We start from the raw sequence: 20604 nt of genomic DNA, 5'->3' as shown, positions 1-20604 counted from the left end.
AGGAGTGCACACCAATGCCGAGACATGTCTCTTTCTATGACGAATCGCTGGGAATACAGGTCGAAGGTTCATACATAACGGACGGCAAGGTGATCCATGCCGGCTCGGGAACGCTGGGCGCGAAGAGTGCCCGCTTCGGTCATTTTGGCAGATCCCGCTTCGACCAAATGGGACAGGACTTGATTGCGCAAGATCTGTTGAGCGAGTTGGCTCATCGTGAAGCGGCGAACAGCCACGGTCACGGCCATTAGGCTGAATTAAAGAAGTAGACGGTGCGAGCCGCCCTAGCGGTTCAGATATCGTCATCGCTTTCTGCCGCGGAGGCTCTTTAATTAGCCCCCGCCGCAGGTGGCTGTCGCTTCAAGCGATCTGCTTAATCTTCTCGTCTTCACATGTTACAGCCTGCGCCTTCCGAAATGCGTTGACCATGCCAAGCGATGTGAATCGGGTCGCTTGGATCCGCAGCCGGGCTTGTCCACCCTCTATAACGCTGCTTGGTCGTCACGGACGAGCCGATTCAATCCAATAGCAACTCAATCCCATAGCAGCGCTGCGCGGCGACTGGCGGGGCGTGATGTTGCGCCATCTCACCACGACGCGGAATTCGCGATTGGCGGGCGGCAGGCCTGAGGCGCGAGCAGCTATTGCGGCGCACGGCGACTCTCGATTACCCAGAATCACTCTTTGATCCGACGCCATGCGCAGGGCATAGCTGTTCGAGGATGGGTGTCGCTTTCGCCCCGCCAGTGACCCGCGCATCCATCGCCGCCTCCCGAGATGGCGGATGATCGCGATGTTTCCGTCCAGACGCGAAACCCTCCGCCGTCCGGTTCAGACCTTCCCATACCCTTCAGCATCGGCAGGAGCCTTCGCCAGGCGGTCGCGGATATCCGATTCGGCACCACGGCGGCGGAGGCGGTCGGGGCATATATTAAGAACCCGGGATTCGGCGGTGCGGACGGTCGCTTGACCTTGCGGTCGCCACCGTCGCCGGCGGGATGGACGCAGCGGGTGAGCGTGGCCGATATCGCAGAAAGACCATTGTTTCGAGGGGTATCCGGCGGCCGGCGAACCCGGTGCGCCAGCGATTCCCGGCGGACCAGAATTCTCGTGGATGCCGGGTATCGACGGCCAGAAGTGCTTCCGCTACGGCGGTTTAGCCTTGACTTGACGACTCGCGGTGGATAAAACCCGCCCACTTAACGGCAGGCGGTGAGCTAAGCCAACGTTGGAACGGAACACCCTTTCTATCTGTTTTAATTGATAGAGACGGGCACCAACCTCGACGAATGCTGCTCAGACGCTGCTGATAATAGCTAGGCAGTGCCAGGACGATAGTCGTTCTCTTGAGCGAGACTCTTGCGATCGATTTCGGGTGCATGACCTCGGTGGAAGTCGGCCGGTTCGTTATCGGTTGGCGTTGATCGCGGTCCTCTGTGGCGTCGAAGCGCTTCCCGCTCAGCAATGAGCGGTTGGCGCGATTTCGTTTTGCGTGGATCGCTTCATGCATCGCGAGCGGATGGGCGGTGGCCTCGAACGAAGTTGCGAAACCGATCGGGGTTTCGCGTAAATTTAAGGGTGAAGGCGAACGATGCCGACGATCAACCAACTGATCGCAAGTCCGCGCGTCATACAGAAGTCGCGCAAGAAGGTGCCTGCGTTGCAGCAGTCGCCGCAAAAGCGCGGTGTGTGCACGCGTGTTTACACCACGACTCCGAAGAAGCCGAATTCGGCGCTGCGTAAGGTCGCCAAGGTACGCCTCACCAATGGCTTCGAGGTCATTGGTTACATTCCGGGTGAGGGGCATAACCTTCAGGAACATTCCGTGGTCATGATCCGCGGCGGCCGCGTCAAGGACTTGCCCGGTGTGCGCTACCACATCCTCCGCGGCGTCCTCGACACCCAGGGCGTCAAGAACCGCAAGCAGCGCCGTTCGAAGTACGGCGCCAAGCGTCCGAAATAATCGGGAACAGAAACGATGTCTCGTCGCCATTCTGCTGAAAAGCGCGAAGTGCTTCCGGATCCGAAGTTCGGAAACATTGTCGTTACGAAGTTCATGAACTCGGTGATGTATGCCGGGAAGAAGTCGGTCGCCGAAGGCATCGTCTACGGTGCGCTCGAGATGATCGAGGCCAAGACCAAGCAGGGCCCGCTCGGGGTGTTCGAGCAGGCGCTTGAGAATGTGATGCCGACCATCGAAGTGCGTTCGCGCCGCGTCGGCGGGGCCACCTATCAGGTGCCGGTGGAAGTTCGCTCGACTCGCCGTCAGGCGCTCGGCATTCGCTGGCTGATCGCGGCAGCGCGGGGGCGCAATGAAAAGACGATGACGGAGCGGCTCTCGGCGGAACTGCTCGACGCGTCGAACAACCGGGGCAGCGCAGTCAAGAAGCGGGAAGACGTGCACAAGATGGCGGAAGCCAACCGTGCGTTCTCGCACTATCGCTGGTAACGGCGACACAACAGGAATTTAAGGACAGCTCCATGCCCCGCCAACATGCCATCGAGGATTACCGTAACTTCGGTATCATGGCGCATATCGACGCCGGCAAGACCACCACGACCGAGCGTATCCTTTATTACACCGGCAAGAACCATAAGATCGGCGAGACCCACGAGGGCGCTGCGACGATGGACTGGATGGCGCAGGAGCAGGAGCGCGGCATCACCATTACCTCTGCCGCGACTACCGCGTTCTGGGATGGCAAGCGTCTGAACATCATCGACACCCCCGGCCACGTCGACTTCACCATCGAGGTGGAGCGTAGCCTGCGCGTGCTCGACGGCGCCGTGTGCGTGCTCGACTCCAACCAGGGCGTTGAGCCGCAGACCGAAACGGTCTGGCGCCAGGGCGACAAGTACAAGGTGCCGCGCATCGTCTTCTGCAACAAGATGGATAAGACCGGCGCCGACTTCTACAAGTGTCTCTCCGATATCGTTGATCGTCTCGGCGCGCGCCCGGTGGCGCTGCAGCTCCCGATCGGCTCGGAGAACAACTTCAAGGGCATGGTCGACCTCGTCCGCATGAAGGCGTTGGTCTGGAGCAGCGAAGCGGCGGGCGCGATGTACGACATCGCCGAGATTCCGGCCGACCTCGCCGATAAAGCCAGGGAATACCGCGAGAAGCTCGTGGAAGCTGCCGTCGAGCTCGACGACGATGCGATGGCGGCCTATCTTGAGGGTACCGAGCCCGACGAAGCCACGCTGAAGAGGCTGATCCGCAAGGCGGTGCTGTCCGGGGCTTTCTATCCGGTGCTGTGCGGTACCGCGTTCAAAAACAAGGGTGTGCAGCCGCTGCTCGACGCCGTGGTGGCCTATCTGCCGTCGCCGCTTGACGTTCCGGCCATCAAGGGCGTGGATGACAAGGGCAACGAAATCCTCCGTCACGCCGACGACAAGGAGCCGATGTCGCTGCTGGCGTTCAAGATCATGGACGACCCGTTCGTTGGCACCATCACGTTCTGTCGTATCTATTCCGGTATTCTTCAGAGCGGCACCGGCGTCGTCAATTCGACGCGCGAGAAGAAGGAGCGCATCGGCCGGATGTTGCTGATGCATGCGAACAACCGCGAGGATATCAAGGAGGCCTATGCCGGTGACATTGTCGCGCTGGCCGGCCTGAAGGAAGCGCGCACCGGCGACACGCTGTGCGATCCGGCCCATCAGGTGATCCTCGAAAAGATGGAATTCCCCGATCCGGTCATCGAGATCGCGATCGAGCCGAAGTCCAAGGCCGACCAGGAAAAGCTCGGTATCGCGCTGGCGAAGCTCGCAGCGGAAGATCCGTCGTTTCGCGTTTCCACCGATCAGGAATCCGGCCAGACAATCCTCAAGGGCATGGGCGAGCTCCATCTCGACATCAAGGTCGATATCCTCAGGCGCACCTACAAGGTCGACGCTAACATCGGCGCGCCGCAGGTGGCGTTCCGCGAGCGTGTCACCAAGCGTGTCGAGCACAGCTACACCCACAAGAAGCAGACCGGTGGCACCGGCCAGTTCGCGGCGGTCACGCTGATCGTCGAACCGAACGAGGCTGGCAAAGGCTACGAGTTCGAGTCGAAGATCGTCGGCGGCGCGGTGCCCAAGGAATACATTCCCGGCGTTGAGAAGGGCATCGAGAGCGTGCTTGGCTCCGGCGTGGTCGCGGGCTTCCCCGTGGTCGATGTCAAGGTGCAGCTCATCGACGGCAAGTTCCATGACGTCGACTCGTCGGCGCTGGCGTTCGAAATCGCGACCCGCGCCTGCTTCCGCGAGGCTCTGCAGAAGGGCAAGTCGGTGCTGCTCGAACCGATCATGAAGGTCGAGGCGGTGACGCCGGAAGACTATACCGGATCGGTCATCGGCGATCTCAACTCGCGGCGCGGCCAGATCCAGGGTCAGGACATGCGCGGCAATGCCAACGTGATCAACGCGATGGTGCCGCTCATGAACATGTTCGGTTACGTGAACAACCTGCGCTCGATGAGTCAGGGGCGCGCGACCTTCACCATGCAATTCGATCATTACGCGGAAGCCCCGGCGAATGTGTCGGCGGAAGTCCAGAAGAAGTTTGCCTGATTGTCGCTGGCGACAGTCAACGACTAAACGGAGAGTCAAATGGCCAAAGCGAAGTTTGAACGGAACAAGCCGCATTGCAACATCGGGACGATTGGTCACGTTGACCACGGCAAGACGTCTTTGACGGCTGCGATCACGAAGGTTCTGGCGGAAGCGGGCGGAGCGACGTTCACGGCCTACGACCAGATTGACAAGGCGCCGGAAGAGAAGGCGCGCGGCATCACGATTTCGACGTCGCATGTCGAGTACGAGACGCCGAACCGGCATTATGCGCACGTCGATTGCCCGGGCCACGCCGACTACGTGAAGAACATGATCACTGGTGCGGCGCAGATGGACGGCGCGATTTTGGTGGTGTCGGCGGCGGACGGTCCGATGCCGCAGACCCGCGAGCACATTCTTCTGGCGCGCCAGGTTGGCGTTCCGGCGATCGTGGTGTTCCTGAACAAGTGCGACATGGTCGACGATCCGGAACTGCTGGAACTGGTGGAGATGGAAGTCCGCGAGCTTCTGTCTAAGTACGACTTCCCGGGCGACGACATTCCGATCATCAAGGGTTCGGCGCTGGCGGCGCTGGAGAACTCGGACCCGAAGCTCGGCCATGACGCGGTGCTGGAACTGATGAAGGCGGTCGACGCCTATATTCCGCAGCCAGAGCGTCCGGTCGACCTGCCGTTCCTGATGCCGGTCGAGGACGTGTTCTCGATCTCGGGCCGCGGAACGGTGGTGACGGGGCGCGTGGAGCGCGGCATCGTCAAGGTCGGCGAGGAAATCGAGATTGTCGGCATCCGCGACACGCAGAAGACGACGGTGACGGGCGTCGAGATGTTCCGCAAGCTGCTGGACCAGGGTCAGGCCGGCGACAACATCGGTGCGCTGCTGCGCGGCACCAAGCGCGAGGACGTTGAGCGCGGTCAGGTTCTGTGCAAGCCGGGTTCGGTGAAGCCGCACACCAAGTTCAAGGCGGAAGCCTACATCCTGACCAAGGAGGAGGGCGGTCGTCACACGCCGTTTTTCACCAACTACCGTCCGCAGTTCTACTTCCGCACCACGGACGTGACCGGCGTGGTGCATCTTCCGGCCGGCACCGAGATGGTGATGCCGGGCGACAACGTTGCGATGGAAGTGCACCTGATCGTGCCGATCGCAATGGAGGAGAAGCTGCGCTTCGCCATCCGCGAGGGTGGACGCACCGTCGGAGCAGGCGTCGTCGCGAGCATCATCGAGTAACCAGCTTTCGTCATGCCCGGACTTGATCCGGGCATCCACGACTTCTTCTTAAGACGGAGATGGCCGGGACGAGCCCGGCCATGACGGAACAGAGAGATCAAGGCAATGAACGGCCAGAATATTCGCATCCGTCTCAAGGCGTTCGACCATCGGATTCTCGATACGTCGACCCGCGAGATCGTGAACACCGCGAAACGCACCGGCGCGCAGGTTCGCGGACCGATTCCGCTGCCGACGCGGATCGAGAAGTTTACGGTCAACCGTTCGCCGCACGTCGACAAGAAGAGCCGTGAGCAGTTCGAGATGCGTACGCATAAGCGCCTTCTCGATATCGTCGATCCGACTCCGCAGACAGTCGATGCCTTGATGAAGCTCGATCTGGCCGCGGGTGTCGACGTCGAGATCAAGCTCTGACGCGAGAGCCCGCCGTTTTTCGGATCGGGGCACGCGGAAGTCGAAACGAAGTTTGGGAACAGTCCGAACGTTAGCGGACAGAAAGAACAGGAAGCACGACGATGCGCTCCGGAGTGATCGCACAAAAGGTCGGGATGACGCGGGTCTTCACAGAAACCGGCGAACATATCCCTGTGACCGTGCTGAAGCTGAGCAATTGTCAGGTGTTGGGGCACCGGACCAGTGAGAAGAACGGCTACGTCGCCTTGCAGCTCGGCTCGGGCGCGCGCAAGACGGTCTACATGCCGAAGGCGGAGCGCGGACAGTTCGCGGTCGCCAAGATCGAGCCGAAGCGCAAGGTCGCGGAATTCCGTGTCTCCGAAGATTCGCTGCTTCCGGTTGGCGCGGAAATTCAGGCGGACCATTTCGTGGTCGGCCAGTTCGTCGATGTTACCGGCACCTCGGTCGGTAAGGGGTTCGCCGGCGGCATGAAGCGCTGGAACTTCGGCGGTCTGCGCGCCACGCACGGCGTCTCGGTCTCGCATCGTTCGATCGGCTCAACCGGCGGACGTCAGGATCCGGGCAAGACTTTCAAGAACAAGAAGATGCCCGGCCACATGGGCGTCGATCGCGTCACCACGCTCAACCTGCGCGTCGTGCAGACCGACGTCGAGCGCGGCCTGATTCTGGTCGAGGGTGCCGTTCCCGGCTCCAAGGGCGGCTGGATCGCGGTGCGTGACGCGGTGAAGAAGCCGTTGCCGAAGGAAGCGCCGAAACCCGGCAAGTTCAAGGTTGCGGGCGGCGGCGCGCAGGCTGCGGGCGATGACAAGGTCACGACGGATGCCCCGGCCGAGAAGGAGGGTGCATAACATGGAACTGAACGTCACCACCCTCGAAGGCAAGGCCGCGGGTTCGGTTCAGCTCTCGGACGGGATTTTCGGTCTTGAGCCGCGCAAGGATCTGATCCAGCGCTGCGTCAACTGGCAGCTTGCCAAGCGTCAGGCCGGCACCCACAAGGCCAAGGGCCGCGCGGAAATCTGGCGCACCGGCAAGAAGATGTTCAAGCAGAAGGGTACCGGCAATGCCCGTCACGGCTCGGCCCGCGTGTCGCAGTTCCGTGGTGGCGGTCGCGCGTTCGGCCCGGTCGTTCGCAGTCATGCGCACGATCTGCCGAAGAAGGTGCGCGCGCTGGCGCTGCGTCATGCGCTGTCGGCGAAGGCCAAGGACGGCGGTCTGATCGTCATCGACAGCGCTGAACTGCAGGAGGCCAAGACCAAGGCGTTGATGGGTCATTTTTCCGGCCTCGGCCTGACCAGCGCGCTGATCGTCGACGGCGCCGCGGTTCATGCCGGGTTCGCGACCGCCGCGCGCAACATTCCGAACATCGACGTGCTGCCGATCCAGGGCATCAACGTCTACGACATCCTGCGCCGTCGGAAGCTGGTGCTGACCAAGGCGGCGGTTGATGCGCTGGAGGCGCGCTTCAAATGACAATCGATGCGAAGCATTACGACGTGATCGTCGCTCCGGTCATTACCGAAAAGGCGACGATGGCCTCCGAATACAACAAGGTTGTGTTCAAGGTCGCGCGCAAGGCGACCAAGCCGCAGATTAAGGAAGCGGTCGAGAAACTGTTCGACGTCAAGGTCAAGAGTGTGAACACGCTGGTGCGCAAGGGCAAGGCGAAGGTGTTCCGCGGCAGCTTCGGTTCGCAGTCGGACGCCAAGCGCGCGGTTGTGACCCTCGAAGAGGGCCACCGCATCGACGTCACCACCGGTCTCTGAGGCGGAAACGGCTTTAAGGCGATAGATTATGGCACTTAAGACATTCAACCCCACGACGCCGGGCCAGCGCCAGCTGGTGATGGTCGATCGCTCGGCCCTCTACAAGGGCAAGCCGGTCAAGGCGCTTACCGAGGGCAAGCGAGGCAAGGGCGGCCGCAACAACACCGGGCGCATCACCGTGCGGTTTCGCGGCGGCGGCCATAAGCAGGCCTACCGCAACGTCGATTTCAAGCGCGGCAAGGCGGACGTGCCGGCGCTCGTCGAGCGGCTCGAATACGACCCGAACCGCACCGCGTTCATCGCGCTGATCAAATATCAGGACGGCGAGCAGGCCTATATTCTCGCGCCGCAGCGTCTGGCCGTCGGCGACACCGTCGTTGCCGGCAACTATGTCGACGTCAAGCCGGGCAATGTCATGCCGCTCGGCAATATGCCCGTCGGCACCATCGTCCATAATGTCGAGATGAAGATCGGCAAGGGCGGTCAGCTCGCGCGGTCCGCCGGCACCTATGCCCAGATCGTCGGCCGCGACCAGGACTACGTCATCCTGCGCCTGAATTCGGGCGAGCAGCGCCTGGTGCACGGCCGTTGCCGCGGCTCCATCGGCGCGGTGTCGAATCCGGATCACATGAATACCTCGATCGGCAAGGCGGGCCGCACCCGCTGGATGGGCCGCCGCCCGCACAACCGCGGCGTGGTCATGAACCCGATCGACCATCCGCATGGCGGCGGCGAAGGCCGCACCTCGGGCGGCCGTCACCCGGTGACACCGTGGGGCAAGCCGACCAAGGGCAAGAAGACCCGTTCCAACAAGTCGACCAACAAGTTCATTCTCATCAGCCGCCACAAGCGGAAGAAGTAGTAAGGAAAGCCGGACATGGTTCGTTCAGTCTGGAAAGGCCCGTTCGTCGAAGGCTCGCTGCTCAAGAAAGCAGATGCCGCGCGGGCAAGCGGCCGTCATGACGTCATCAAGATATGGAGCCGCCGCTCAACCATTCTGCCGCAGTTTGTCGGCTTGGTGTTCGGCGTCTACAACGGCCATAAGCACGTGCCGGTGTCTGTCAACGAGGAGATGGTCGGTCACAAGTTCGGCGAGTTTTCGCCGACCCGGACCTTCCATGGCCATTCGGGCGACAAGAAAGCCAAGAGGGCTTGAGGTTTAAGTTATGAGCAAACCAAAGCGCGAACGGAGCCTCCCGGAAAACGAGGCCAAGGCGATCGCCCGGATGCTTCGGGTGAGCCCGCAGAAGCTCAACCTGGTCGCGCAACTGATCCGCGGCCGCAAGGCGTCGGCGGCACTCGCCGACCTGCAGTTTTCGCGCAAGCGGATCGCGGGCGACGTGAAGAAGTGCCTGGAATCGGCGATCGCCAACGCCGAGAATAACCACGACCTCGACGTCGACGAACTGGTTGTGTCCGAGGCATTTGTCGGCAACGGCATGGTGATGAAGCGTTTCGCACCGCGCGGCCGTGGCCGCTCGGGCCGTATCTATAAACCGTTCTCGCAACTGACGATCGTGGTGCGTCAGGTCGAGGCCGAGGCGAGCGCTTAAACAGGCGCAGGAGAAAACGATGGGTCAAAAGATCAATCCAATCGGGCTGCGTCTGGGCATCAACCGGACCTGGGACTCCCGTTGGTATGCCGGCAAGAACGAGTACGGCAAGCTGCTGCACGAGGACGTCAAGATCCGCGAACTCCTGCACAAGGAGCTCAAGCAGGCGGCCGTCGCGCGCATCGTGATCGAGCGTCCGCATAAGAAGTGCCGCGTGACGATCCATTCGGCGCGCCCCGGCGTCGTGATCGGCAAGAAGGGCGCCGATATCGACAAGCTTCGCAAGAGGGTTGCCGACATCACCTCGTCCGACGTCGTCATCAACATCGTCGAGATTCGCAAGCCGGAGCTTGATGCCACGCTGGTCGCCGAATCGATCGCACAGCAGCTTGAGCGCCGCGTCGCGTTCCGCCGCGCGATGAAACGCGCCGTGCAGTCGGCGATGCGTCTCGGCGCCGAGGGCATTCGCATCAACTGCTCAGGCCGTCTCGGCGGCGCCGAGATCGCCCGCATGGAGTGGTATCGCGAAGGCCGCGTACCGCTGCACACGCTGCGCGCCGACGTCGATTACGGCGTTGCCACCGCGTTCACGACGTTCGGTACCTGCGGTGTCAAGGTCTGGATCTTCAAGGGCGAAATCCTCGAGCACGATCCGATGGCCCAGGACAAGCGCCTGGCTGGTGACGACAACCGTCCGCGCCGCGACGCGGCTTGAACAAGAGCATGATCCCGAAAAGTGGATACCGGTTTTCGGATCAGATCATGCGCAATAGACAGAAGGCTTGAGGGCGTAAGCCATGATGCAACCGAAGAAGACCAAGTTCCGGAAGGCGCACAAGGGCCGCATCCACGGCACCGCGTCGTCGGGCGCGACGCTGGCGTTCGGCCAGTTCGGCTTGAAGGCGATGGCGCCCGAGCGCATCTCGGCGCGCCAGATCGAAGCCGCGCGGCGCGCGCTGACGCGCCACATGAAGCGCGCCGGCCGCGTCTGGATCCGCGTATTTCCGGATGTGCCTGTATCGAAGAAGCCGGCTGAGGTCCGCATGGGCTCGGGCAAGGGCGCGCCGGAATTGTGGGTCGTGCGGGTCAAGCCGGGTCGGGTTCTTTTCGAGATCGACGGAGTGGCTCCGCAGACCGCGAAGGAAGCGCTGACGCTTGCCGCCGCCAAGCTGCCGATCAAGACGCGCTTCGTCGCGCGCATCGCGGAGTAACCGACATGGCCGCAATGAAGACCTCCGACATCCGCGCGATGAGCCCCGACCAGATGGACGACGCCGTCGCCAATCTGAAGAAGGAGCGGTTCAATCTGCGCTTCCAGCGCGCCACCGGGCAGCTCGAGAACACTTCGCGGATGCGTGAAGCCCGCCGCGATATCGCACGGATCAAGACCATCGCCGCGCAGAAGCGCGACGCGAAGAAATAAGGGGCCCGAGATGCCGAAACGTACGCTTCAGGGCGTGGTCGTCAGTGACAAGCAAGCCAAGACGGTTGTGGTGCGCGTCGATCGCCGCTTTACCCATCCGCTCTACAAGAAGACCATTCGTCGCTCGAAAAACTATCACGCGCACGACGAGAACAACGAGTTCAAGCCGGGCGACATGGTGTGGATCGAGGAAAGCAAGCCGATCTCGAAGTTGAAGCGCTGGACCGTGGTCCGGGGCGAACAGAAGAAAACCGCTTAAGCGCGATTTTGCGCACCAGAAAGAGGACTAGGTGCATCAATGATTCAGATGCAGACCAACCTCGACGTGGCCGATAATTCAGGCGCACGCCGTGTCATGTGCATCAAGGTGCTCGGGGGCTCCAAGCGCCGCTATGCAACGGTGGGCGACATCATCGTCGTGTCGATCAAGGAAGCCATCCCGCGCGGGAAGGTGAAGAAGGGCGACGTCATGAAGGCGGTGGTGGTGCGGGTCCGCAAGGATATCCGCCGCGCGGACGGGTCGGTGATCCGTTTCGACCGCAATGCGGCCGTTCTGATCAATAATCAGTCCGAGCCGGTCGGCACCCGTATTTTCGGGCCGGTGCCGCGCGAGTTGCGCGCCAAGAACCACATGAAGATCATATCTCTGGCGCCGGAGGTGCTGTGATGGCTGCCAAGATCCGGAAGGGCGACAAGGTTATCGTTTTGTCGGGCCGCGACAAGGGTCGCACCGGCGAGGTGTTCGAGGTGCGCCCCGCGGAAAGCCGGGCGCTGGTGCGCGGCGTCAACATGGTGAAGCGCCACCAGAAGCAGACCCAGAACCAGGAGGGCGGCATTATCTCGAAGGAGTCGCCGGTCCATCTGTCCAAAATCGCGATTGTCGGCAAGGACGGCAAGCCGACCCGCGTCGGTTTCAAGATTCAGGCCGACGGCACCAAGGTGCGTGTCGCCAAGCGTTCGGGAGCGGAGATCGATGGCTGAGACTGCTTACGTACCGCGCCTGCGCGCGGAGTATGACAAGAGCATTCGCACCAAGCTGACCGAGCAGTTCGGCTACGTCAACGTCATGCAGGTGCCGCGCCTCGACAAGGTGGTTCTCAACATGGGAATCGGCGAAGCCGTGAACGACCGCAAAAAGGCCGAGACGGCGGCTGGTGACCTGTCGCTGATCGCCGGCCAGAAGGCGCTCGTGACCTATTCGCGTGTCGCGATTTCGACCTTCAAGCTGCGCGAAAACCAGCCGATCGGCTGCAAGGTGACGCTGCGCAAGACGAAAATGTACGAGTTTATCGATCGCCTGATAAACGTTGCGCTGCCGCGCGTGCGCGACTTCCGCGGCCTCAATCCAAAGAGCTTTGACGGTCGCGGCAATTACTCGCTCGGCATCAAGGAGCACATCATTTTCCCCGAAATCGACTTCGACAAGGCCGGGGAGAGCTGGGGCATGGACGTCACTGTCTGCACGACCGCGCAGACGGACGACGAAGCCCGGGCGCTGCTGGCCGCATTCAATTTTCCGTTCCGGCAGTGAGACGCTGAGAAGCGCTCAGACGCGGAAAGGCAAGGAGCCAAGCATGGCAAAGAAGAGTTCGATCGAGAAGAACAACCGGCGCAAGCGGATGACCGGCAACGCGGCTGCGAAGCGCGCGCGGCTGAAGGCCATCATCGCCGACAAGACCAGGCCGATGGAGGAGCGGTTCGCCGCCACCCTGAAGCTCGCCGAAATGCCGCGCAACTCGTCGGCGACGCGTATTCGCAACCGCTGCGAGCTGACCGGACGCCCGCGTTCGAATTACCGCAAGAACAAGCTGAGCCGCATCGCGCTGCGCGATCTCGGTTCCAGGGGCCTGGTTCCCGGCCTCGTGAAGTCGAGCTGGTAAGGAGGATCGCCAAATGTCCACGCACGATCCGATCAGCGACCTCATCACCCGCATCCGCAATGCGCAGATGCGCAACAAGTCCAAGGTTTCGACCCCGGGTTCGAGGATGCGCGCCAATGTGCTCGAAGTTCTCAAGAGCGAGGGCTATATCCGCGGCTACGCCAGCGTCGAGCATTCGTCGGGCCGCAGCGAGCTCGAAATCGAGCTGAAGTATTTCGATGGCGAGCCGGTGATTCGGGAGATCGAGCGTATCTCCAGGCCGGGGCGGCGCGTTTACGCCTCGGTGAAGAATTTGCCGCGCGTCAAGAACGGGCTGGGAATTTCGGTGCTGTCGACGCCGAAGGGAATCATGGCCGACCACGAGGCGCGCGACGCGAACGTGGGCGGCGAAGTTCTCTTCACGGTGTTCTAGTGCGCATTCCGCAAAAGTGGGAACCGGTTTTGCGACAAGACTGCGCACAGACTATTATTCAGGACGCGTTTTCTGCGGCGAACCGCTTTGCACTTCGCCGGAAAACGCTTTGGAAGGAATAAGCCATGTCACGCATTGGCAAGAGGCCAGTCACGGTGCCGTCCGGTGTGACCGCGACCGTCGAAGGGCAGACGGTCAGGATGAAGGGGCCGAAGGGTCAGCTTGAGTTCGTCGTCCATAGCGACGTCGAGGTGAAGCTCGAGAACGGCGCGGTGAAGGTCGCGCCGCGATACGAGACCAACCGGGCGCAGGCGCTGTATGGCACCGCGCGCGCGCAGGTCGCCAACCTCGTCGCAGGCGTCACCAAGGGTTTCGAGAAGAAGCTCGAGATCGTCGGCGTCGGCTATCGCGCCGCGTTGCAGGGCAAGACCTTGCAACTCGCGCTCGGCTACAGCCACGACGTCAGTTACGCGATCCCTGAGGGGATCACGGTCGCCGTGCCGAAGCCGACCGAAATCACGATCGCGGGTAATGATGCGCAGCGCGTCGGTCAGGTCGCGGCCGAGATCCGCGGCTATCGTCCGCCGGAGCCCTACAAGGGCAAGGGCGTGAAGTACGCCGATGAATTCATCTTCCGCAAGGAAGGCAAGAAGAAGTAACGGAGCCGGTCATGTCGAAACTCAAGGTCACGAATGCCCGGCGCAAGCAACGCGTGAGGCTGTCGTTGCGCCGCACCGCCAACGGCCGCCCGCGTCTGTCGGTGTTCCGTTCGTCGAAGCACATCTATGCCCAGGTCATCGACGACCTGAAAGGCGAGACACTGGCGTCGGCGTCGTCGCTCGAGAAGGCGATGCGCGATGCCGGCAACACCGGCGCCAACATCGATGCGGCCAAGGCGGTCGGCAAGCTGCTGGCGGAGCGGGCGGTGAAGAACGGCGTCAAGGAAGTCGTCTTCGATCGCGGCAGCTATCTTTATCACGGCCGCGTCAAGGCGCTGGCCGACGCGGCTCGCGAGAGCGGGTTGAGCTTCTAAAGAATTTGAAATTGAACGAGGACTGGGGCGAAAGCCTCTCAAGGCAAGTCTTTACAGGATCGGAAAAGCACCATGGCAGGTGAACGCGAACGCGGTGGCGGCCACAGGGGTGGTCGGGAAGAGCGCGATAGCGAATTCGTCGACAAGCTCGTCCACATCAATCGGGTGGCGAAGGTCGTCAAGGGCGGCAAGCGCTTCGGCTTTGCGGCGCTGGTCGTGATCGGCGATCAGAAAGGCCGGGTCGGATTTGGTCACGGCAAGGCGCGCGAAGTTCCCGAGGCGATCCGCAAGGCGACGGAATCGGCCAAGCGCAATCTGACGCGCGTGGCGCTGCGTGAGGGCCGGACGCTGCATCACGACATCGCGGGCCGTCACGGCGCCGGCCGGGTTTACCTGCGCGCCGCGCCGGCCGGTACCGGCATCATCGCCGGCGGCCCGATGCGCGCCGTGTTCGAGACGCTCGGCATCCAGGACGTGGTGGCGAAGTCGGTCGGCTCGTCCAATCCCTACAATATGATTCGCGCGACATTCGACGCGCTGAAACATCAGGATTCGCCGCGGTCGGTTTCGGCTCGCCGCAACATCAAGGTATCCACGCTGCAATCGCGCCGGGTCGGCGGCGACGCGGAAGCGGTTGCCGAATAAGTTGGGCTGAGCCTGAGCGGCGGTTGCCGCCGGCCCTGTCGACCCGGTCGGACGAGACAGGACTTTTGGAGTGACGACGATGGCCAAGGCCGCAAAGACGATCAAGGTCGAGCAGACCCGCAGCGCAATCCGCCGCCAACACTCGCAGCGTTCGACGCTGGTCGGACTCAAGCTCAACAAGATCGGTCGGGTCGCCGAGTTGCAGGATACGCCTGAAACTCGCGGCATGATCGCGAAGGTTCAACACCTCGTCCGGGTGATCGACGAGACCTAACAATTTGCCATCATGCCCGGCTTGTTGCCGGGGGTCCACGCCTTCCAGGCGCCGCCTTCGGCAAAAGACGTGGGGTAGCCGGGACGATCCCGGTACGACGAACACGATGAGGACGCGACAATGAAGCTCAGCGATATCGCCGACAACGCAGGCTCGCGCAAGAAGCGCATGCGGATCGGCCGGGGTATCGGCTCCGGCAAGGGCAAGACCGGCGGCCGTGGCGGCAAGGGCCAGACTGCGCGCTCGGGCGTGCGCATCAAGGGCTTCGAGGGTGGTCAGATGCCGCTGCACCGGCGTCTGCCGAAGCGCGGCTTCAACAACATCTTCCGGGTGGAGTTCGCCGAGATCAATCTCGACCGGCTTCAGGATGCGATCGACGCCGGGTCGATCGATGCCAAGGGCACGGTCAACGCCGAGTCACTGGTGAAGTCCGGCGTGGTGCGGCGTGCCAAGGGCGGCATTCGCTTGCTCGGCCGCGGCGAGATCAAGGCAAAACTGACGATCGAGGTTCATGGCGCCTCGAAGTCCGCGATTGCGGCGGTCGAGAAGGCCGGCGGCACGGTGAAAATCCTTGCGCCGAAGAAGGACGAAGGTGAGGCAGCGTAACATCTGCGTCATCGCCCGCTTTGGCGCACGACGGTGGACTTGCGGATGGTAGATTTATCGAAAGCCGAGCACCATAAGCGGTCCGGCGTCTGCCGAGCGCCCCGCCATGGCGGAGTATGACGGCAAGATTGGCGCGGGAGAAAGCTGAATATGGTCTCAGCAGCGGAACAACTGGCGGCGAACCTTAACTTCTCCGCGTTCGCGAAAGCCGACGAACTGAAGAAGCGCATCTGGTTCACGCTGGGCGCGCTGCTCGTCTATCGGCTCGGCACCTACATTCCGCTGCCGGGCATCGACCCCACAGTTTGGCAGAAGGTTTTCAACTCCCAGGCCGGCGGCATCCTCGGGATGTTCAACATGTTCTCCGGCGGCGGTATCAACCGCATGGCGATCTTCGCCTTGAACATCATGCCGTACATTTCGGCATCGATCATATTGCAACTGCTGACCACCGTATCGCCTAAGCTTGAGGCTCTCAAGAAAGAGGGCGAAGCCGGCCGCAAGGTGATCAATCAATACACCCGCTATCTCACCGTGGTGCTGGCGTTCTTCCAGTCCTACGGCATCGCCGTCGGTCTCCAGGGCGCCGGCAACGTCGTTACCAATCCCGGCATGTTCTTCCTGATCTCGACCGCGATCACTCTGACCGGCGGCACCATGTTCCTGATGTGGCTCGGCGAGCAGATTACCTCGCGCGGCATCGGCAACGGCATTTCGCTCATCATCATGGCGGGCATCGTCGCCGAGTTGCCATCGGCGCTCGCCAATATGCTGGAGCTCGGCCGTCAAGGCGCGCTGTCGACCGGGATCATCCTGATTGTTCTGATCATGGTCGTGGGCGTTATCGCCTTCATCGTGTTCATGGAGCGCGCCCAGCGCAGGCTGCTGATCCAGTATCCGAAGCGTCAGGTCGGCAACAAGATGTTCGAGGGCCAGTCTTCGCATCTGCCGCTGAAACTCAATACCTCGGGCGTGATTCCGCCGATCTTCGCGTCGTCGCTGTTGCTGCTGCCGACGACGGTCGCAAATTTCAACGCGGGCAAGGGACCGGAATGGTTCCAGTGGGTGACCACGCAACTCGGCCACGGCCGGCCGTTGTTTCTGATCCTCTACATCGCGCTGATCGTGTTCTTCACCTTCTTCTACACCGCGATTGTTTTCAATCCGACCGAGACCGCCGACAATCTGAAAAAACACGGCGGTTTCATTCCGGGCATCAGGCCGGGCGAGCGGACCGCCGAATATATCGACTACGTGCTCTCGCGTATCACCGTGCCGGGGGCGGCGTATCTCGCGCTTGTCTGCCTTATCCCTGAGATTCTGATTTCCTATGCGGCCGTGCCGTTCTATTTCGGCGGCACCTCGCTCCTGATCGTCGTCAGCGTGACGATGGATACGGTGCAGCAGGTGCAGGGATATCTGCTGGCTCATCAGTATGAAGGACTGATCAAAAAGTCCAAACTGAGGGGCCGCCGTCGATGACGCTGGAGTATTTTCCGGCTAAGTGGAATCCGGTTAGCCTGAAGAAAATGCTCTCAATTAATATCTTGCGCGTATTAAGATCGCAAAATCGGTATCCACTTTTGCGGAATACGCGCTAGAGTTGGCCAAGCGTATCGCTTTCACGCCCGGCGCGCTCCTCGTTTAGGGGGGCGTATACGACATTCGCCGGCGCGGCCTGTCTTGTCGCAGTGCTTCTTGTTTCCGAGGTATTGATCGCCTGTGGCAAGGTACCGTATGACTTTGCCGGAGGCTCGGTGCTGATTGTGGTTTGCGCCGTTCCCGATATCGAAGCGCAGGTGCACGACCGCTCGCTCACCCGGCGATGGGGTAATTCTTCATGAGACTGATTCTTCTCGGACCGCCGGGAGCGGGAAAAGGAACGCAGGCGCAGCGTCTGGTCCATCACTACGGGATCGTCCAGCTCTCCACCGGCGAAATGCTGCGCGCAGCCGTCGCCGCCGGCACGCCGGTCGGCCTCAAGGCCAAGGACATCATGGCGAGCGGGGGGCTGGTTCCCGACGATGTCGTCATCGGCATTATTTCCGACCGGCTGGACCAGCCGGACGCAACGAATGGATTTATCCTCGACGGTTTTCCGCGCACCGTGCCGCAGGCCGAGGCGCTGGATCGCCTGCTCCAATCCAAAAATCTCGCGCTCGATGCCGTGGTCGAGCTTCGCGTCGACGAGCGCGCGCTGCTGCAGCGCGTGGAAAGTCGTGTCGCGGAAATGACGGCGCGGGGCGAGCAGGTGCGGGCCGATGATACGCCGGAGGTGCTCTCGAAGCGGCTGACCAGCTATCGCGCGTTGACCGAGCCGCTCGTTCACTACTATTCGGAGCGCCGCAAGCTGCTGACTGTTGACGGCATGATGGCCATCGAGGAGGTCACACGGGATATCCGCCGCGTCCTGAGGCGGTCCGGGGTTCCGATGTCCAAATTCGGCGTCCGCAGGTGGTAAAGCCTGCCCGGAAAAGCGGCCCGAAAACGCGTGTATGAGCCGACAAATGATCGCCCGAGCGATATCTCCCGCGAGCCGAGGAACCGGCAAGTGGAACGAGCCGAAAAAGCGATCAAAAAAGTCACGAAAAAGTGAGCTAAGGCCGCGAATCGGTTGACGAAACGACGTTGAATCCTTTAATAAGCGGGCATCCAGTCGGATGGTTTTCAGACGATGCCGGGCCCCAGGATGACAGAGGGTCGGGCGTCGTGTTTGTGTTTGAGGATACCCGCCTGAAATATCGAAGGAATGGCCGGCCTGTCGAGGGCTGGCGGCAGGAGAGAAGTCTGTGGCCCGTATTGCCGGCGTGAATATCCCGACCAATAAGCGCGTCGTCATTGCGCTTCAGTATATCCATGGCATCGGTCAGAAGAATGCCGCGGAGATCGTCGAAAAGGTCAAGATTCCGGCGGATCGCCGGGTCTCGCAACTGTCCGATCAGGAAGTGCTTCAGATTCGCGAAGTCATTGATCGCGACTACATCGTCGAAGGCGATCTTCGCCGCGAGGTCGGCATCAACATCAAGCGCCTGATGGATCTCGGCTGCTATCGCGGCCTGCGTCATCGCCGCGGATTGCCGGTACGCGGCCAGCGTACGCACACCAACGCGCGCACCCGCAAGGGGCCGGCCAAGTCGATCGCCGGCAAGAAGAAGTAAGAGAGCGAATAGGAATGGCGAATAGCGAATAGGGCAACTCACTATTCGCTGGTTACCACTCGCCATCCGCTCATCAGGTGGAGCCGCTGGCATTACGGCGGCGTTGAGATCACAGGAAAGGCTGACAATGGGTAAGGAAGCTGCGACACGCGTCCGCCGTCGCGAACGCAAGAACATCGCGTCCGGCATCGCGCATGTGAATTCGTCGTTCAACAACACCACCATTACCATCACCGACGCGCAGGGCAATACGATCGCCTGGTCGTCGGCCGGAACCATGGGCTTCAAGGGATCGCGCAAATCAACGCCCTATGCGGCGCAGGTGGCGGCGGAAGACGTTTCCAAGAAGGCGCAGGAACACGGTATGCGCACCCTCGAGGTAGAGGTGGCGGGACCGGGTTCGGGCCGCGAATCGGCGCTGCGCGCGTTGCAGGCCGCGGGCTTCACCGTCACTTCGATCCGCGACGTGACCACGATCCCGCATAACGGTTGTCGTCCACGCAAACGCCGGCGCGTTTGATATTTCGACCGCGGGCGGTTTGTTGTCTGCGCAGGTTCGAGACCTTTTATCGCGCGGGTTGATCCGCGCACTCCAACGCCAGAGATATTGATGGCATGGGTGACACAGTGACGATCCAGAAAAATTGGCAAGAACTTATTCGACCGAACAAGCTGCATGTCGTGCCCGGCAGTGATCCCTCGCGCTTCGCGACCCTGATCGCCGAGCCGCTTGAGCGCGGTTTCGGCCAGACGCTCGGTAATGCGCTGCGCCGCATCCTGCTGTCGTCGCTGCAAGGCGCTGCGGTGCAGTCGGTGCACATCGACGGCGTGCTCCACGAGTTCTCCTCGATCGCGGGCGTTCGCGAGGACGTCACCGACATCGTGCTGAACATCAAGGAGGTTTCGATCAAGATGCAGGGCGAAGGCCCGAAGCGCATGGTCGTGAAGAAGCAGGGCCCCGGCACCGTCACCGCAGGCGACATCCAGACCGTCGGCGATATCGTGGTGCTCAATCCCGACCTTCCGATCTGCACCCTCGACGACGGCGCCGAAATCCGCATGGAATTCACGGTTGCCAACGGCAAGGGCTACGTCGCCGCCGAGCGCAATCGGCCCGAGGACGCACCAATCGGACTGATCCCGGTCGACAGCCTGTATTCGCCCGTGCGCAAGGTCTCCTACAAGGTGGAGAATACCCGCGAGGGTCAGATCCTCGACTACGACAAGCTGACGATGACGATCGAGACCAACGGCGGCGTGACGCCGGAGGACGCCGTGGCCTTCGCCGCGCGCATCTTGCAGGATCAGCTTAACGTCTTCGTCAACTTCGAGGAGCCGCGCAAGGAAGTCGCCGCCGAGATTATTCCGGATCTGGCGTTCAACCCGGGCTTCCTCAAGAAAGTGGACGAACTGGAACTGTCGGTGCGCTCCGCAAACTGCCTGAAGAACGACAACATCGTCTACATCGGCGACCTAGTGCAGAAGTCGGAAGCGGAGATGCTGCGCACGCCGAACTTCGGCCGCAAGTCGCTAAACGAAATCAAGGAAGTGCTGGCCCAGATGGGTCTGCATCTCGGCATGGAAGTGCCCGGCTGGCCGCCGGAGAATATCGACGAACTGGCCAAGCGCTTCGAGGATCATTACTGAGCTTTTTATTTG

31 protein-coding genes are annotated in these 20604 nt (G+C 61.7%); all 31 read left to right on the top strand.

What is annotated here, in order from left to right:
• Positions 1-14: 14 nt before the first annotated feature.
• Positions 15-251 (top strand): hypothetical protein, encoded by a 237-nt coding sequence (locus tag V4R08_RS06165; protein ID WP_335578534.1) that lies wholly within the window; start codon positions 15-17, stop codon positions 249-251.
• A gap of 1340 nt (positions 252-1591) precedes the next feature.
• Positions 1592-1963 carry a 30S ribosomal protein S12 gene (rpsL, locus tag V4R08_RS06160; protein ID WP_009797142.1) on the top strand — a complete coding sequence of 124 codons (372 nt, stop codon included), beginning with the start codon at positions 1592-1594 and terminating at the stop codon, positions 1961-1963.
• A 15-nt stretch (positions 1964-1978) separates the two neighbouring features.
• A complete protein-coding gene (rpsG, locus tag V4R08_RS06155; RefSeq protein ID WP_335578533.1) occupies positions 1979-2449 on the top strand; it encodes a 30S ribosomal protein S7 in 471 nt (156 codons plus the stop codon).
• Between the two features lie 32 nt (positions 2450-2481).
• On the top strand, positions 2482-4554 hold the full coding sequence (gene fusA, locus V4R08_RS06150) for an elongation factor G (protein ID WP_335578532.1): 2073 nt from the start codon (positions 2482-2484) through the stop codon (positions 4552-4554).
• 39 nt (positions 4555-4593) lie between these two features.
• Positions 4594-5784: an elongation factor Tu gene (gene tuf / locus V4R08_RS06145; protein ID WP_335578531.1), complete on the top strand. Its 1191-nt coding sequence runs from the start codon at positions 4594-4596 to the stop codon at positions 5782-5784.
• Between the two features lie 105 nt (positions 5785-5889).
• On the top strand, positions 5890-6198 hold the full coding sequence (gene rpsJ / locus V4R08_RS06140; protein ID WP_002712302.1) for a 30S ribosomal protein S10: 309 nt from the start codon (positions 5890-5892) through the stop codon (positions 6196-6198).
• Between the two features lie 101 nt (positions 6199-6299).
• A complete protein-coding gene (rplC, locus tag V4R08_RS06135) occupies positions 6300-7046 on the top strand; it encodes a 50S ribosomal protein L3 (RefSeq protein ID WP_335578530.1) in 747 nt (248 codons plus the stop codon).
• A 1-nt stretch (position 7047) separates the two neighbouring features.
• A complete protein-coding gene (gene rplD, locus V4R08_RS06130; RefSeq protein ID WP_335578529.1) occupies positions 7048-7668 on the top strand; it encodes a 50S ribosomal protein L4 in 621 nt (206 codons plus the stop codon).
• On the top strand, positions 7665-7961 hold the full coding sequence (locus V4R08_RS06125; protein WP_335578528.1) for a 50S ribosomal protein L23: 297 nt from the start codon (positions 7665-7667) through the stop codon (positions 7959-7961). The genes rplD and V4R08_RS06125 overlap by 4 nt, the downstream gene beginning before the upstream one ends.
• 28 nt (positions 7962-7989) lie before the next feature.
• On the top strand, positions 7990-8823 hold the full coding sequence (gene rplB / locus V4R08_RS06120) for a 50S ribosomal protein L2 (protein ID WP_335578527.1): 834 nt from the start codon (positions 7990-7992) through the stop codon (positions 8821-8823).
• Positions 8824-8838: 15 nt separating this feature from the next.
• Positions 8839-9117 carry a 30S ribosomal protein S19 gene (rpsS, locus tag V4R08_RS06115; RefSeq protein ID WP_011510058.1) on the top strand — a complete coding sequence of 93 codons (279 nt, stop codon included), beginning with the start codon at positions 8839-8841 and terminating at the stop codon, positions 9115-9117.
• Between the two features lie 10 nt (positions 9118-9127).
• Positions 9128-9514 (top strand): 50S ribosomal protein L22, encoded by a 387-nt coding sequence (gene rplV / locus V4R08_RS06110; RefSeq protein ID WP_141383220.1) that lies wholly within the window; start codon positions 9128-9130, stop codon positions 9512-9514.
• A gap of 19 nt (positions 9515-9533) precedes the next feature.
• Positions 9534-10229, top strand: a complete 696-nt coding sequence (gene rpsC / locus V4R08_RS06105) for a 30S ribosomal protein S3 (RefSeq protein ID WP_335578526.1) — start codon at positions 9534-9536, stop codon at positions 10227-10229.
• Between the two features lie 82 nt (positions 10230-10311).
• Positions 10312-10725 carry a 50S ribosomal protein L16 gene (rplP, locus tag V4R08_RS06100; protein WP_335578525.1) on the top strand — a complete coding sequence of 138 codons (414 nt, stop codon included), beginning with the start codon at positions 10312-10314 and terminating at the stop codon, positions 10723-10725.
• A 5-nt stretch (positions 10726-10730) separates the two neighbouring features.
• Positions 10731-10937, top strand: a complete 207-nt coding sequence (gene rpmC / locus V4R08_RS06095; RefSeq protein ID WP_011510062.1) for a 50S ribosomal protein L29 — start codon at positions 10731-10733, stop codon at positions 10935-10937.
• 10 nt (positions 10938-10947) lie between these two features.
• On the top strand, positions 10948-11196 hold the full coding sequence (rpsQ, locus tag V4R08_RS06090) for a 30S ribosomal protein S17 (RefSeq protein ID WP_011510063.1): 249 nt from the start codon (positions 10948-10950) through the stop codon (positions 11194-11196).
• Between the two features lie 39 nt (positions 11197-11235).
• A complete protein-coding gene (gene rplN / locus V4R08_RS06085; protein WP_006611848.1) occupies positions 11236-11604 on the top strand; it encodes a 50S ribosomal protein L14 in 369 nt (122 codons plus the stop codon).
• Complete coding sequence (gene rplX, locus V4R08_RS06080; RefSeq protein WP_335578524.1) at positions 11604-11918, top strand: 50S ribosomal protein L24; 315 nt, start codon at positions 11604-11606, stop codon at positions 11916-11918. Before rplN ends, rplX begins: the two co-directional genes overlap by 1 nt.
• Positions 11911-12468 (top strand): 50S ribosomal protein L5, encoded by a 558-nt coding sequence (gene rplE / locus V4R08_RS06075; protein WP_335578523.1) that lies wholly within the window; start codon positions 11911-11913, stop codon positions 12466-12468. The genes rplX and rplE overlap by 8 nt, the downstream gene beginning before the upstream one ends.
• A gap of 43 nt (positions 12469-12511) precedes the next feature.
• Entirely contained in the window at positions 12512-12817 is a 306-nt protein-coding gene (gene rpsN / locus V4R08_RS06070; protein ID WP_335578522.1) for a 30S ribosomal protein S14, read from the top strand.
• A gap of 13 nt (positions 12818-12830) precedes the next feature.
• Positions 12831-13229 carry a 30S ribosomal protein S8 gene (rpsH, locus tag V4R08_RS06065; protein WP_011510067.1) on the top strand — a complete coding sequence of 133 codons (399 nt, stop codon included), beginning with the start codon at positions 12831-12833 and terminating at the stop codon, positions 13227-13229.
• 125 nt (positions 13230-13354) lie between these two features.
• Entirely contained in the window at positions 13355-13888 is a 534-nt protein-coding gene (rplF, locus tag V4R08_RS06060; protein ID WP_335578521.1) for a 50S ribosomal protein L6, read from the top strand.
• Between the two features lie 11 nt (positions 13889-13899).
• On the top strand, positions 13900-14262 hold the full coding sequence (gene rplR, locus V4R08_RS06055) for a 50S ribosomal protein L18 (RefSeq protein ID WP_335578520.1): 363 nt from the start codon (positions 13900-13902) through the stop codon (positions 14260-14262).
• 72 nt (positions 14263-14334) lie between these two features.
• Positions 14335-14907 carry a 30S ribosomal protein S5 gene (rpsE, locus tag V4R08_RS06050; RefSeq protein ID WP_011510070.1) on the top strand — a complete coding sequence of 191 codons (573 nt, stop codon included), beginning with the start codon at positions 14335-14337 and terminating at the stop codon, positions 14905-14907.
• A gap of 79 nt (positions 14908-14986) precedes the next feature.
• Entirely contained in the window at positions 14987-15181 is a 195-nt protein-coding gene (gene rpmD / locus V4R08_RS06045; protein ID WP_011510071.1) for a 50S ribosomal protein L30, read from the top strand.
• 120 nt (positions 15182-15301) lie between these two features.
• The gene (rplO, locus tag V4R08_RS06040) at positions 15302-15787 is read left to right on the top strand and encodes a 50S ribosomal protein L15 (RefSeq protein WP_335578519.1); all 486 of its coding nucleotides are present in this window, start codon (positions 15302-15304) and stop codon (positions 15785-15787) included.
• A 150-nt stretch (positions 15788-15937) separates the two neighbouring features.
• Positions 15938-17269, top strand: a complete 1332-nt coding sequence (secY, locus tag V4R08_RS06035; RefSeq protein WP_335578518.1) for a preprotein translocase subunit SecY — start codon at positions 15938-15940, stop codon at positions 17267-17269.
• A 358-nt stretch (positions 17270-17627) separates the two neighbouring features.
• Positions 17628-18248 (top strand): adenylate kinase, encoded by a 621-nt coding sequence (locus tag V4R08_RS06030; RefSeq protein WP_335578517.1) that lies wholly within the window; start codon positions 17628-17630, stop codon positions 18246-18248.
• 328 nt (positions 18249-18576) lie between these two features.
• Entirely contained in the window at positions 18577-18945 is a 369-nt protein-coding gene (gene rpsM, locus V4R08_RS06025; RefSeq protein ID WP_335578516.1) for a 30S ribosomal protein S13, read from the top strand.
• 127 nt (positions 18946-19072) lie between these two features.
• The gene (rpsK, locus tag V4R08_RS06020) at positions 19073-19465 is read left to right on the top strand and encodes a 30S ribosomal protein S11 (protein WP_335578515.1); all 393 of its coding nucleotides are present in this window, start codon (positions 19073-19075) and stop codon (positions 19463-19465) included.
• Between the two features lie 95 nt (positions 19466-19560).
• Positions 19561-20592, top strand: a complete 1032-nt coding sequence (locus V4R08_RS06015; RefSeq protein ID WP_335578514.1) for a DNA-directed RNA polymerase subunit alpha — start codon at positions 19561-19563, stop codon at positions 20590-20592.
• Positions 20593-20604: the final 12 nt, after the last annotated feature.

The sequence above is a fragment of the Nitrobacter sp. NHB1 genome, assembly GCF_036964665.1.
In the GTDB taxonomy this organism is placed as follows: Bacteria; Pseudomonadota; Alphaproteobacteria; order Rhizobiales; family Xanthobacteraceae; genus Nitrobacter.
The sequence above is the reverse complement of the archived record's forward strand: the minus strand, read 5'-3'. Positions and strand labels throughout refer to the sequence as shown.